Here is a 14,553-nt window from a genome sequence, read left to right as displayed (position 1 = left end):
GAGAAAAATGGCTGGCGGGTTGTTATGAGAGGAGATCCGAGAAAACAGCTCATTTATTAGCAATAAATTAGATTTAATGTAGAACTGGAAATTATACTCATTTTCAATTCACTACAGTTTTTGAATATGTTAGAGTAAGGGAAAACAGTGAAAAATTAGGATTGGTGAACAGGCAATGAAATCATACTTTGAACCTGGTACGGAAAATGTCTTTCAGCTATTTTCAGTACAGCATCTATTAACATTAGGTGCTTTTGTAGTTGTGATTGTAATGATGTTCTTGTTCCGCAAAACATTAAGAAAGGAGTATGCTAATCGATCAGCTCGCATTGCGTTATTCCTAATCTTGATCATTTCCGAGATAAGCCTGCAAGTCTGGCTCTGGTGGAGTGGACACTGGGCATATCAATATTCCCTGCCATTGCATCTAAGCAGCATATCGCTAATCCTTTCAGCCATATTACTTTTAACGAGAAATTATCGACTATTTGAAGTAACATACTTTGCAGGTGTCGGCAGTGCTCTGCAGGCCATGATCACTCCGGATATTAGCCTTTATACCTTTCCCCATTACAGATATATTCACTTTTTCGTATCCCATGGAGGGACTGTTATAGCAAATCTGTTCATGGTATTCGTAGCAGGTTTCAAGCCAACGGGGCGTTCCCTTTGGAGGGCTTTTTTATGTTTAAATGGGTACACAATAATCATCTTTATTGTGAACTTCCTGATTGAAGGTAACTATATGTACATTTCTGAAAAACCCGTTAATCCATCACTGATTGATTATTTAGGACCATGGCCATGGTATATTTTTTCACTGGAACTCATTACACTTTTGACCTTTTCGATTTTGTATCTTCCTTTCTGGGTGATGAATAAGAAAAATAATCAAAAAGCATTACTTCAGGAAGAGAAGTAATGCTTTTTATCTTATAGATTCGTTTGGTTATACAATTTATTCCGATCAGATGATAATGGCGGCTGCTCCAGCCATCCCCGTTTTATCAAGAGGTCCCTGCCTTCATCTGCAAATGTTATAATTTCCGCAATGAATTTAGCATATTTAACAGCTAAATCTGACCTCATGGAAACAGATAGAGCTGTTGCCATTGCCTGTATGCCAATCTGATTGGAAGCAGAAACAGCATCAGCCTCTCAGAAAACGGGGATACAGTTGAGTTTGTTACCTCCATTGTCACAGGATGAATTTCCATTCCATCATTCATTTTCAGGAACTTATTGAATTGATCAATCTGTTTTTGCGAAAGTTTTTTACCCTTGAAAAGAAATTCCTTTATCTCCTGATCCTTTGAAGCCTGCAGGAGCCCCATAATCAATACAAGACCAATACCATTTCTTTCGATAGCAAAAAATAATTTCGAGAGTTCGATTGCATTAAGCGGCCTGCTATCGCCAAACCAATTTCCGATAAGGGATGGCTCTTGCTTTATGATACTAGCCTGTTGAGGATATTCCATTTTAGGAGGTCTGTCATAAATTCCTTTTTCCAGCATGGCGTTGAGAGATTTTTTATAGAGACTTACAGTTTTCGTCAAACAAACACTGTATAATTCCACAATATCTTGCCTGCCTACTTTTGACAAAGCATCGGCATAATACACCATGATCATTTGACCGCCCCTGTAAACAAAGCTTAATGCAAATAAATCAGTATACAGCGCAGGGGCAGAAAAATTGTTATCATCATCAGAGAAGTCTTTAGGTAAAGGGAAATTCTCTGCTTCAAAAATCTCTTTGATATTTAAAACAAACTCTTCAGATAGCGATAATGCCTCTTGAACAATCGGTTTTATTTCAGGATCATCAAGGCCCTGGAGGAAATGCTTATAAAAACACCTTGTTGCCGTATTCTGTATATAGGTAGACCATAAAGAAGCAATTTCCGCACTGGTCAGTTTGATTTTATTCTTATCCCTTGCTTCAAACTCCTCGCTATATTACTTATTAGGTTGTTCTAAATGGAATGGATTATTCAAATCACCTGGCATTACATCTTTGTGTTTTTGAATAGATAAAAAAATCCCCTTTCATCGCAATTGAGAAAGAGGATTTTATGCAATCTATTTAGTTTTTTACAGGAATAACCCTACAATCGTTCCAGTTAAGACGGATCCCATTGTAGCAACTAACAATACCTTTAATCCAACCTTAGCTAACTGACTTGCTTTTTCACCATTGATAGCTTGTACAGTTCCTAAGATAATTCCAATAGAAGAGAAGTTAGCGAATGAAATCAAGAATGATGAAACGATCCCTACTGTTTTGTGATCCATTTTAGGAATCATTTTCATGAAGTCCATCATTGCAACGAATTCATTAGCAGCAACTTTTGTTCCCATTACTGAACCTGCTCTAACTATTTCAGATGAAGGGATACCCATCATGAAAGCGACTGGAGCAAACACATATCCAACAATTTCCTGGAACGTCATTCCTACTAATTTTTCAAGAATAAAGTTCAGCATCGCAAGCAATGCAATGTAAGTGATTAACATCGCGCCTACGATTAAAGCTGTTTTTCCACCGATTAAAGCACCGTTACCAATTGCTTCGAATAAAGACTTTTCTGGAATCATTTCTTCGATGTCAATATCCTCATCTTCTTCTTTCGTTACAGGACTAACGATTGAAGAAAGTATCAACCCGGAGAATACGTTAATCGGCAATGCTACCAGTACAAACTCTGCAGGAACCATTTGCATGTAAGCACCTAAGATCGAGCATGAAACAGCAACAAGTGATGAAGTAACAACGATAAACAAGCGGTTTGGAGAAAGCTTGTGCAAATATGATTTAACCGACAGGATAGCTGTTGTATCCCCGAACACCATTGAGTTTACTGCCACGAATGATTCAACCTTTGGAAGGCCAGTAACTTTGGCCACTGCACCGCCAATGTATTTAATTGCTAATGGTAAAATTCTTGTATAAGTTAAAATTGAAAGTAAGGCAGATACGAAAATAATCATCATTAGTACGTTGATAAAGAAGTAACCTTTTGTTGACAAATCACCGAATACGAATGCGATACCCTCGTTGCCGAAAGAAAGAACCTTGTTAAAAACATCGACTATTGCTTGCAAAACCTTTTTACCGATTGCAGTGTTAAGCATAAACCATGCTATAAAAAACTGAACAGCTAGCATGATTCCAGCTGCGCGATAGTTTATGTTTTTCTTATCGTTAGACATGAGCCAAGCAATACCTATAAGTGCAAGGATTCCTACTATTCCGATTAAGATTGACATATTATTTTCCCTCCATAAGCGGTTATTAGAGAATTGTTACCCATCCTCTATTCTTTGCTAAATATTAAAATTTGTTCCGAAAAGGCTTACATCAATTAAATAAGGATATGAATTAGGGGCAAAATCGAAATTGATATATAAAAGGGCTATGAATCCTTCCTCTCTATTCACAAAATCGTTAACGCTTTCATTTTCTCAATCATTATTGCACTATAAATATAACACACCTTTTGAACAATTGTTAAGACAAATTTGAACAAAAATAAAACTCATTTTTTACCAATATATGAATTATCACCCTAAAATTTTTTTCTTTGTTGAAAAATCAATATTTTTTAAAAAATATAGAAATTTTGTAAAATAAAGATAGAGCATTTGTAAAGAAATACAATTTTAAATTACACTTTTATATCCACCATGTAACAAAGGTTCATTTAGCTGTTATTAAAGGCACTTTGCTAAAATTACTTAACAAGTTTTATTTTCCAAAAAAATAACTCGCTTAAAAGAGGCTCTTGCCTCTATCAAGCGAGTCTTAAATTCGATTAATAAGCAAAATACATTAGGAAACCAGGGTATGGCCAATTGAGGATTTCACACAAAGACCGAACCTCACTTACTTTTGTTAGAATCTAATAGAGATATAAAGTTGCAGGTTAGCAAATAGAAGAACGATAGTATGGGAAATGTGACGCTAAACATAAACTTTCAACTAGGAAGCAGAAAAAAGACAAACAGGAAAATGTTGACAGCTCCTTTTTCACTCTGTTACAATAAATTCCAATAAAAGCATACAAATTCGTTGATGAGAAAAAGTAGCGTTTCTTCTTGATCCACAGAGAGCTGACATTTTGGTGTAAGTCAGTGTTCAAGTGTTACGTGAAAATCCTCTCTGAGAAGCCAGGCTGAATGTTTAGTAAGCTTGGACGGGAGTCCGCCGTTACAAGGAACGCGTATGATTGTACGTTGCTAAGTGCTATTGATCGGATCAATAGAATTAGGGGTGGTATCGCGGTTAACCCCGTCCCTTACTTGGGACGGGGTTTTTTGTATGTTTTTATACAGATCATTGTTAAATAGGAGCGATATCTATGAAGGCTGATGAGAGTAAGGAAACTGTTGTACAGCGCGAGAACCGGATCCGTAAGTATTGGACAGAGGAAAACACATTTAAACAATCTATACAATTAAGGGAAGGCAAGGAACCGTTTGTTTTAGACCGCCAACCGCAAATGGTCTTCCCCATGTAGGCCATGCCTTCGGGCGGACAATTAAAGATGTTGTCGCACGTTACAAGACCATGAAGGGATTCCAGGTTGAAAGAAAAGCCGGCTGGGATACACATGGACTTCCTGTCGAGCTTGGTGTTGAGAAACAGCTCGGGATTTCAGGGAAACAGGAAATTGAACGCTATGGTGTGGAGCCTTTTATCAGCAAATGCAAGGAGAGTGTATTTACCTACGAGAAGAAATGGCGATCATTTACCGAAGAACTAGGTTATTGGGTAGATATGGACAGTCCTTATTTAACGTTAAGTAATTATTATATCGAAAGTGTATGGAACATTTTAAGCAAGGTCCACAATGATGGCCTATTGTATAAAGGTCACCGTGTGTCTCCCTACTGCCCTAGCTGCCAAACCACTTTAAGTTCTCATGAAGTTGCACAGGGGTACAAGGATGTAAAAGACTTATCGGCTACCGTGAAATTTAAACGTCTTGATGCAGATGAAGAATATTTCTTAGGCTGGACAACAACACCCTGGACCTTGCCTGCCAATGTTGCACTTGCCGTGAATCCTTCTTTAACGTATGTTCGTGCACAGAAAGAAAATAAGGTTTATATTGTTGCAAAATCTTTAGTAGGGAAAGTTCTTGGTGATCATGTAACTATTTTAAGTGAACATAATGGTACTGAATTTGAAGGTGTGTGTTATGCCCCGCCTTTTAATTATGTAACTGTCGAGAAAGGACATTATATAGTATTAGCAGATTACGTCACTGAAGAAAGCGGAACTGGTCTTGTCCATATCGCCCCGGCTTACGGTGAAGATGACTACAAAACGGTTCAGCTGAATGGCTTATCCTTTATCAATGTAGTAGATCAGCAAGGCCGATACACAAGCGATATCACAGAGCTGACTGGAAGATTTGTGAAGGATTGTGACGTGGACATTATTAAAATGCTCTCTGAACAAGGTACACTTTTTCATAAGGGAAAATATGAACATAGCTACCCGCATTGTTGGAGATGCGATTCTCCATTATTATACTACGCAACTGATAGCTGGTTCATAAAGATGTCCTTTTTAAAGGATAAAATGCTTGCAAACAACGCAACTGTTAATTGGTATCCAGAGCATATTAAAGATGGACGCTTTGGTAACTTTCTTGAAAATCTTATGGATTGGAATATAAGTAGAAACCGGTACTGGGGTACACCTTTAAATGTTTGGGTTTGTTCTAGTTGCAATCATGAGGAAGCTCCTAGCAGCATCCAGGAACTGCAAAAAATAGCGGCGAATCCAATAGCAAATGATATCGAGTTACACAAACCGTATATTGATGAGGTTCAGTGTTCCTGTCCGAAATGCAAAGGGCCCATGCATCGAACGCCCGAGGTGATTGATGTGTGGTTTGACAGTGGTTCGATGCCATTCGCACAGTATCACTATCCTTTCGGTAATAATCAAAAATTTGAATCGCAATTTCCTGCAGATGTAGTGATTGAAGGAATTGATCAGACTAGAGGATTTTTCTACAGCTTGCTTGCAGTTTCTACCCTTTTCACCGGAAAACCATCTTATAAAAATGTCTTATCATTAGGACACATACTCGATGAAAATGGTCAAAAAATGTCTAAGAGCAAAGGAAATGCTCTTGAACCTGTAGAACTGATCGGAGAATACGGTGCAGATGCACTTCGCTGGGCATTCTTGGTTGATAGTTCACCTTGGAATCCAAAACGCTTTTCAAAAAGGATTGTGCAGGATGCAAAATCAAAATTGATTGACACATTAGATAATACCTATAAATTCTATGCTATGTACGCTAAGATAGATGACTTTATGTACGATAGTCAGCAAAGAGGCACGAAAACCATTTTGGATGAGTGGATCCTTTCCCGCCTGCATAGTACCGTTACACTTGTTAATGGCCACATGGAAAGGTATCAATTCACTCAAGCAACACGTGAAATTGCAACATTAGTTGATGAATTAAGTAATTGGTATGTAAGACGATCAAGAAATCGTTTCTGGGCTTCCGGGCTTTCAGAAGATAAACGAGCAGCTTATTCAACGCTATACGAAACACTTACTGCATTATGTCGCTTGTTAGCACCTTTTGTACCGTATGTGGCCGAGGATATTCATTTGAGGTTGACTCAAAAAAGTGTTCATTTACAAGACTACCCAAATGCGAATGATTCATTGATTAATCAGGATTTAGAAACAGATATGAAAACAATCCTCAAAATAGTAGAACTTGGCCGCAGTATTCGTAATGCAAAAAACTTAAAGGTTAAACAGCCTTTGCAACAAATTATTGTATCTAGTAGTAAAGGAATACAGGATTTACAACCCTATTCTAGTATCATCAAAGACGAGCTGAATGTTAAAGATGTTATTTACACAGAAGAATTATCCACATACCAAACAACTATATTTAAATTGAATTTTAACACTGCAGGTGCCGCATTCGGTAAACTAGTAAACGCAGTTAAGGAATACGTTAACCAAATCCCGGATCCTGACAAAAAGTCCTTATTAGATAATGGTGAACTAAAAGTAAATGTTAAGAGGCAATTGGTAACATTAAAGAAGGAACATATACATGTTGAATATGAGGTTTCTTCAGGTTTTGAGATGGTCGGCGATGAACAGCTAAAGGTGATTTTAGATGTAGCACTCACACCTCAACTAGTAGAAGAAGGTCAAGTTAGAGAATTAATTAGAGCTATCCAAGATACTCGTAAAAAATTAAATTTACCTATCGAAAAATATATCTCAATCCATATTTCAGCAACAGATGATAGTAAGGAAAAAATTAAACATTTCGAAAAGCTAATTAAAGAAAACGTATTAGTTCACCACATAAGCTTTGAAACGCCAAAAAACCCTGAACAGCAAATTGACCTAAAATTTGGAGATGAGTTGATTAAAATTTCATTAGGTTAGATATTAGTTTACGTGAAAAAGAAGCACTGCTTACAGTTGTATTTTGAAACTGCGGGCAGTGCTTCTTTTTACAAACATTGAATATTTTTTGTGCCGAGATTGATTATATGGAACCATGAAGTAGATTAAGTAAAGAGGTTGCGATCTATTAGTTATTTTTTGCACATGTAAATTATGATTTAGGCGTATATCTATCTTCTTTAATAAAAAGTAGTATAATGGAATTACACGAGAACACATGTTCCATTTTTAAGGAGTGGAGGAAGAATGGAAAAATGGGAAGCCAGCTATGTCGCTGGAATTATAGACGGTGAGGGAAGTATCAACCTGACTCGAATACACAAAAAGGAACACCGTCGGCCTACTATCACAATTCCTTCTACAGACAAAGAATTACTTGTTTATTTACAAAGCCTAATAGGTGGCATCATAAATAATAAAAAGAATTATTGCCCCGATAAACATAAAGACTCCTACACCTTAAGCATAAAGAAGAAGGAAAGTGTCTTAGCCGTTTTAAAAGATATTCATCCATATTTGAGAATCGAACGGAAAAGGCAAAGAGCAATTTGGATTATTAACGAGTTTCAACAAGTCACTCCAAGGAATGGCAAATACACCTTGGAAATGCTAGAGGCAAAAAAGCATTTTGAGGAACATTTTTTTCAACTTTAATTGAAAAAGTAGGAGAAAACTGAGATAAGAGCGGAAAACGAATAGGCGGTAATAAAATTTGAAATAAAGTACTTAGTATGTCTATACAAAAAAATAAATTTAAAGCATAAGCCTGTCAATTGGCAAACTTATGCTTTAAGTCCCAAAAAAATAAAAATCCACCAACATATGTATTGGTGGAGACGGTGGGACGTGCTATTCCATGCTTTCGTCATGGCACTGACTATATCTTGAACCTGGCTGGCAGGTCCTCCGGCGTATTATGCGTTATTTAGTTTTACCCGAACTCCCGGGCAGATAACGCATCCTAGTACTGCCAATTTGGCAGCCTATAAGTCGATACACGGCTGTTGGATTGCTCCACATACCGCTCGGCATTGCCTTATCGCTACTCACGACTTAGGTTTCACCGATAAAGCCGGATTATCACTTACGTGTTACCACGCAAGGCGACTAATTACTAATCGAACCCACGTCCAAAGATATTGGCACTTAAGCTTCTACGAGTGTAGTCGGCATATTGGCGCTTCGCTGGTCCATTTGCCTACCGACAGGCGGCCGGCCAGCTAGCCTGATTGTTCTCTTCCTTCATCCTCAGGCGGTGGAATCCGGCGTAGCCCACTTAGAGTGAGTCCGCTACCCTACCACATGGGCGATGGAGGGGCGAACCGCTATGCAGTATTAAGCTGCGAAAGCGAAGTTGTTGTTTTGTTTGCCAGTTATAGGCGTTGACGTTTTAACGAGGCCGATCCCCTCGACTCGCCACCTAAGCTCAAACTACCCCTGTCGAATCCGTAACGTCCCCATATATAAAAGGTTGCCGTATCAAATGATACAGACGTCAGGAGAACTCGGAAAGCCGAGCATAAGTTATATTGTCACTCGCGGTGACATTTATTATTATACCATATTGAGTGCTTATTTCAACTGGTACACTCTTCCTCAGCTGACAAGCTTACATTTTCTGGCGTTCACGGAATGCACGCTCGATATCACGGCCTGCTTCCTTCTTCTTAAGCGTTTCACGCTTGTCATAGTTCTTTTTACCCTTACCAAGACCGATTAAAACCTTTGCGAAGCCATTTTTCAAATAAATCTTCAACGGCACAAGCGCGTAACCTGCTTCCTTCGTTTCACCAATCAGCTGGTTGATCTGGCGCTTGTGGAGCAGCAACTTTCTTGTTCTTAACGGATCATGGTTATATCGGTTTCCTTGTTCATATGGACTGATATGCAGGTTGTATAAAAACAATTCACCATTGTGTACCTTAGCATAAGAATCCTTCAGCTGAACACGTCCGTTGCGGATTGATTTAATCTCTGTACCCTGCAGGACGACACCGGCTTCATATGTTTCTTCTATAAAATAGTCATGGTTCGCTTTTTTATTCTGAGCGACTACTTTTCCCTCACCTTTTGGCATAAAAACTTCCCCCTTCTATGTCTTATCATTTTAGCAAACATCCTCATCTCCCACAATGAAAAGCAAGAACCCTTGGTCACTTCGGCAAGCTCTGGAGCTGCACATACTGCCAGGATAGAAGAGAGCCCCTTAGCAGGAGCTCTCTTTTCAGAGTTGCTTATTTTCTCTTTTTTGATTTTCGTTTTGCGGCTGGGGCATTTTCAAAGAATTTTTTCTTTTTGTTCTTTAGTTTCGAAGCAGAAGCAGAACCAGAGCCTGAGCCAGAAGCATTTCTGCCGCTGCCGGCTCCTCTGCCGCCTCTTGATTTTCCTTCTTCTTCTTTGCCATGGCGTGGTTTTTTCTGGTTGCTGCCAGTCTTAAAGATTTTTGGAGCAGCTGGGCGTTCACGGCGAGGAGTGCCCTTCATGCCGACAATTTCAAAGTCGATTGAACGCTCGTCTTTATTGACGTTGATGACACGAACTGTGATTTCATCACCGATGCGGAAAACATTGCCCGTCCGTTCACCGATCATTGCCAACTGCCGCTCTTCATAACGGTAATAATCATCCGTCATGTAGCTAACATGTACAAGACCTTCAATCGTGTTCGGAAGCTCGACAAACATACCAAAATTAGTAACCGAACTGATAATACCATCGTATTCAGTCCCAACTTTGTCCTCCATGTACTCCGCTTTCTTCAGCTCATCTGTTTCACGCTCAGCTTCAACAGCGCGGCGTTCCATGTTTGAAGAATGCTCGGCAATATCAGGCAGCATCGCATTCCATTTTTCCTTCGTTGCCTGATCCAATTTCCCCTCAATCAAGTAAGTCCTGATTAACCGGTGGACAATTAAATCCGGGTAACGGCGGATTGGCGATGTAAAATGTGTATAGAATTCAGTTGAAAGGCCGAAGTGACCAAGGCTTTCAGGATAATATTTTGCCTGCTGCATAGAGCGAAGCATAACTGTGGAAACCACCATTTCCTCCGGTTTCCCCTGGACTTCTTCAATGATTTCCTGAAGCGCCCGAGGATGAACTCCATTCGCAGATCCTCTGACAAGATATCCAAAGTTCGTGATGAAATCGAAGAACTTTCTTAGCTTATCTTCCTTCGGATCCTCGTGGATACGGTAGATGAATGGTACATCAAGCCAGTGGAAATGCTCAGCAACTGTTTCGTTGGCTGCAAGCATGAATTCCTCTATCAATTTTTCGGCTACAGAACGTTCACGCAGGACTACTTCTGTTGGATGGCCTTCTTCATCAACGAGTACCTTCGATTCCTTGAAGTCAAAGTCGATAGCGCCTCTATCCATCCTCTTTTTACGAAGGATCGCAGCGAGCTCTTCCATCATTTCAAACATTGGTACAAGAGAATCGTAGCGTGAGCGTGTTTCCTCATCCTTATCGACCAGGATTCGGTTCACATCGAAATAAGTCATCCGCTCGGTAGTTTTAATGACACTCTGATAGATTTCATGGTCAACGACTTGGCCATCTGGTGAAATCTCCATATTACATGACAATGTCAGGCGGTCTACTTTAGGATTCAAAGAACAGATTCCATTCGACAAGCGGTGCGGAATCATTGGGATTACCCGGTCAACTAAATACACACTAGTAGCGCGGTCCTCTGCTTCACGGTCAATAGGTGAATCCTCTGTTACATAATAAGTAACATCCGCAATATGGACACCAAGCTTATAGTTGCCATTTTCAAGCCTTGTCACCTGGACAGCATCATCCAAGTCCTTCGCATCAGCACCATCAATGGTGACAATCACTTCATTACGCAGGTCACGGCGGTTGGCAATCTCGCTCTCATTGATTTGATCTGGAGCATCAATAGCTTGTTTTAATACTTCTTCTGGAAATTCAGTCGGCAAGCCATGCTTATGGATAACTGAAAGAATATCCACTCCAGGGTCATTTTTATGGCCAAGGATGGCGATGACTTCGCCCTCGGCACTCTTGCGTCCCTCAGGATAGGCAGTCAATTTTACAACGACCTTATGCCCTTCCACAGCACCCATTCCTGCTTCCTTCGGTATAAAAATATCGCTTGCAAACTTCTTATCATCTGGAAGAACAAAACCGAAATGCTTGCTCTCGGTGTATGTACCGACGATTTGGGAAACGCCTCTTTCCAAAATGCGCACAACAGTACCTTCACGGCGCTGGCCTGAGCTGTCCGAAGAAACTCGCACGAGAACTGTATCCCCGTTCATAGCGTTGTTTGTTTCATTCGGCGGAATAAACACATCATCCATGCCAATTTCTTCAGTAATGACGAACGCAAAACCTTTGGCATGTGCGCTCAAACGGCCGCGAACGAGGTTCATCTTCTCAGGAAGACCGTACCTGTCGCTGCGTGTCCTGACTACCAGTCCTTTTTCCTCCATGACAACAAGAGCTTTTACAAAGTCCTTGAAAGTGGAAGAATCCTGTATTCCAAATGCACTTTCAAGTTCCTGGACGGTAAGCGGCTTGTAAGCCTCGTCCTTCATATAATGCAAAAGCCTGTCTATATGGCCTTTAATATTCTCTTCCATTTATAAATCCCTCCCTTTATTAAAGTTTCTATCCTTTTATTCTTTCCAATTTAGCGTTTCTAAAAACGCATAAACATCTTCGTGGAGCTGGTCACGCTCTTTATCGAGCGTAATCACGTGTCCAGATTCCTCATACCATTTAAGTTTTTTATTATCAGATTCTACCGCATTGTAAATGATGTTCGCACTATCTGGATTAATCATATGGTCATTGCGTGCTTGAACAACAAAGGTTGGCGCATAGATCATGTCAACATTATCCCTGACTTCCGCGATCAAGCCCTGAAGTGCTTTAAGAGTAACCATGGATCCGTTTCTTAAGGCATCGACTTCAGACTCAATTTGCTCAGGCGGTTTTCCTTCCATCCTCTTATACTCTTTTGCATATTCAAGTACGCCGTGATACATGATTTCCTCTGTTTTGATATACATAGGTGCACACATTGGTACAATTCCCATGACAGGAACTGTATAACCTAATTTTAGTGAGAATACCCCACCCAATGATAAACCTGCTACGGCGATCTCTTCGTAGCCTTCCTTCTTAAGGAATTCATAGCCGCCAATGGCATCCTGCCACCAATCTTCAGGACCAGTATGTATAAGCTCTTCAGGTGGTACTCCGTGTCCTTTGAAAATTGGCGCGTGGCAAGTGTATCCCTTGCCTTCCAGAAATCTTCCCAGCATCCGCACATCTGCAGAATTACCTGTAAACCCATGCAGCAACAGCACTGCTCTTTTTCCAGCTTTAAATGTAAAAGGTCTTGGCACTAACTTTCTCATTTTCCACTCCCTCTATATTATGAATCTTAGTATTGATAAATTATCTTCCTTAGTTTTAACAAACCACCAATTAACAATCCAATAAAAAGCCTTTATATATGTAAATACCCATTATTAAGAGAAATATGTAACCCGCTTTGCCGCATTAACGCGCCGGGGGTCAGACCCCCAGTGCGTTAATGCGGCAAAGTGCCATTTTGATCCAGCTTGTTTAAGCACAACAAAACCCGGCCTCTATTGAAGCCGGGTCATTTGTGTATTATAGCTTGAAATAAGTAACGGCAATAGTTAGTACAAAGAATAGAACGGACAGAACTACAGTGATGCGGTGAAGGACAAGGTCAAGTCCTCTTGCCTTTTGCTTTCCGAACAATTGCTCAGCGCCGCCGGAAATTGCACCGGATAGACCTGCACTCTTACCTGATTGAAGCAGAACGACTCCGATCAGCCCGATGCTGACAATCACTAAAAGAACAGTTAAAAATATATGCATGACGTACCTCCCGATAAAACCTACTTAACAGTAGTTTAAATTTATCACATTTTCAGGAATGAAACAATACTTGTCCGAATAGTTGTGAATTTTTATAAGAAAAGCGCAAGTGCCTTGGTCAGCCCCGACAAGCGAAACCGAAATGTGTAGCNNGACAAGCGCTGGAGCTGGACAATTCTCGAAGTGAAACCTATACTTTGTTATCCAACAAAAAAAGAAACACATGGGCTGTGTTTCCAAATAGATGTCTGTTTAACGGAGTGATGCTGGCAGGAAAGAGTTTGATCTGTACAGCAAATCCGATACTGTTGTGCATTTATAGCCTTTCTTATACAGGATTTCAAGAATCTGCTCAAGAGCCTTAACTGTTTGGGTCCTGTCACCGCCAGCATCATGGAAGATAATCACATCTCCTGGCCTCGTATCTGATATGACATTTTCGACGATCTTGTTAGCACCTGGCTTGCTCCAGTCTCTTGTTTCCTGGTGCCAGGACCAGAGAATCACATTATAGCCTTCAGCAACTGCTGTATCGACAATTTCTTTATCGTAATAGCCGGCAATGGGGCGGAACAGCGAAGGTTGGTAGCCAGTCAATTCCTTGATGACTTTCTCGCTTTTTTCCAATTCCCTTTTTAACAAAGCCGGTGAGTGTCCGTCACGGAAATGATGGCGATATGTGTGATTTGCCACTTCATGACCTTCCCTCGCCTCGCGCTTTACGATCTCAGGATATCTTGCCGCTTCTTCACCGATGACGAAAAAAGTTGCTTTCGCATTGTATTTGGCGAGGGCATCAAGGATCTGTCCGGTGAATTTCGGATCAGGCCCATCATCAAAGGTTAATGCCACCAGCTTTTCATTAACTGGAATATCCCAAAATACATGTCCTGTCTTTTCGAACTTGTCTCTTTTCACGGAAGAAGGTGTACCTGAATCAGCTTCCACCCTCGGTTGCCCGCCTAATATGCAAAATATGATCATACCAGCTAAAAGTAATCTCTTTTTCATATCAACTGGCTCCTATCTTTAGTTGGTATAACATATTTTGCTCATTTCCGTGTGTTTTTGGTCACGAAAATGCAAATGGATATATTTAACCCTGGAGCAATCGGTCAGAAATCGTCTTTTTGGTTAACGGAATCTGCTCTGTTAAAGCTGACGATTGATTCTTAAACCCTGTTGATTGTA

The 14,553-nt window shown here is 40.2% G+C and carries 8 protein-coding genes, 1 other RNA gene, 2 pseudogenes and 1 other annotated feature; of the genes and pseudogenes, 3 read left to right on the top strand and 8 right to left on the bottom strand.

The annotated features are described in order from the left end of the window. Positions 1–175: 175 nt before the first annotated feature. Positions 176–922 carry a YwaF family protein gene (locus V7654_RS04235; protein WP_335428728.1) on the top strand — a complete coding sequence of 249 codons (747 nt, stop codon included), beginning with the start codon at positions 176–178 and terminating at the stop codon, positions 920–922. An 11-nt stretch (positions 923–933) separates the two neighbouring features. Here V7654_RS04235 and V7654_RS04230 read toward each other — a convergent pair. Both V7654_RS04230 and V7654_RS04225 read right to left on the bottom strand, forming a co-directional pair. Further along, positions 934–1,880 (bottom strand): annotated as a pseudogene (locus V7654_RS04230) (DUF3231 family protein). 216 nt (positions 1,881–2,096) lie between these two features. Continuing rightward, a complete protein-coding gene (locus tag V7654_RS04225; protein WP_335428727.1) occupies positions 2,097–3,272 on the bottom strand; it encodes a NupC/NupG family nucleoside CNT transporter in 1,176 nt (391 codons plus the stop codon). Positions 3,273–4,065: 793 nt separating this feature from the next. Next, positions 4,066–4,304: a binding site (T-box leader), on the top strand. 59 nt (positions 4,305–4,363) lie between these two features. Here V7654_RS04225 and ileS point away from each other — a divergent pair. Further along, positions 4,364–7,449, top strand: a pseudogene (gene ileS / locus V7654_RS04220) (isoleucine--tRNA ligase). 267 nt (positions 7,450–7,716) lie between these two features. After that, positions 7,717–8,124, top strand: coding sequence for an LAGLIDADG family homing endonuclease (locus V7654_RS04215; RefSeq protein ID WP_335428726.1), 408 nt, complete (start codon positions 7,717–7,719; stop codon positions 8,122–8,124). 461 nt (positions 8,125–8,585) lie between these two features. Here V7654_RS04215 and ssrA read toward each other — a convergent pair. The 6 genes from ssrA to V7654_RS04185 all read right to left on the bottom strand — a co-directional run bounded on the left by ssrA (position 8,586) and on the right by V7654_RS04185 (position 14,373). After that, positions 8,586–8,921: a transfer-messenger RNA gene (gene ssrA, locus V7654_RS04210) on the bottom strand. 158 nt (positions 8,922–9,079) lie between these two features. Then, positions 9,080–9,547 carry an SsrA-binding protein SmpB gene (gene smpB, locus V7654_RS04205; protein WP_079506883.1) on the bottom strand — a complete coding sequence of 156 codons (468 nt, stop codon included), beginning with the start codon at positions 9,545–9,547 and terminating at the stop codon, positions 9,080–9,082. 157 nt (positions 9,548–9,704) lie between these two features. After that, complete coding sequence (gene rnr, locus V7654_RS04200; protein ID WP_335428724.1) at positions 9,705–12,086, bottom strand: ribonuclease R; 2,382 nt, start codon at positions 12,084–12,086, stop codon at positions 9,705–9,707. A gap of 36 nt (positions 12,087–12,122) precedes the next feature. Further along, positions 12,123–12,869 (bottom strand): alpha/beta hydrolase, encoded by a 747-nt coding sequence (locus tag V7654_RS04195; RefSeq protein ID WP_335428722.1) that lies wholly within the window; start codon positions 12,867–12,869, stop codon positions 12,123–12,125. 259 nt (positions 12,870–13,128) lie between these two features. Then, positions 13,129–13,362, bottom strand: a complete 234-nt coding sequence (gene secG / locus V7654_RS04190; protein ID WP_335428720.1) for a preprotein translocase subunit SecG — start codon at positions 13,360–13,362, stop codon at positions 13,129–13,131. Between the two features lie 252 nt (positions 13,363–13,614). Next, entirely contained in the window at positions 13,615–14,373 is a 759-nt protein-coding gene (locus tag V7654_RS04185; RefSeq protein WP_335428718.1) for a polysaccharide deacetylase family protein, read from the bottom strand. Positions 14,374–14,553: the final 180 nt, after the last annotated feature.

It is taken from the genome of Bacillus sp. JJ1609 (genome assembly GCF_036967045.1).
In the GTDB taxonomy this organism is placed as follows: Bacteria; Bacillota; Bacilli; order Bacillales; family Cytobacillaceae; genus Mesobacillus.
Note: the sequence above shows the minus strand (reverse complement) of the source record. Positions and strands in the feature narration are given on the sequence as shown.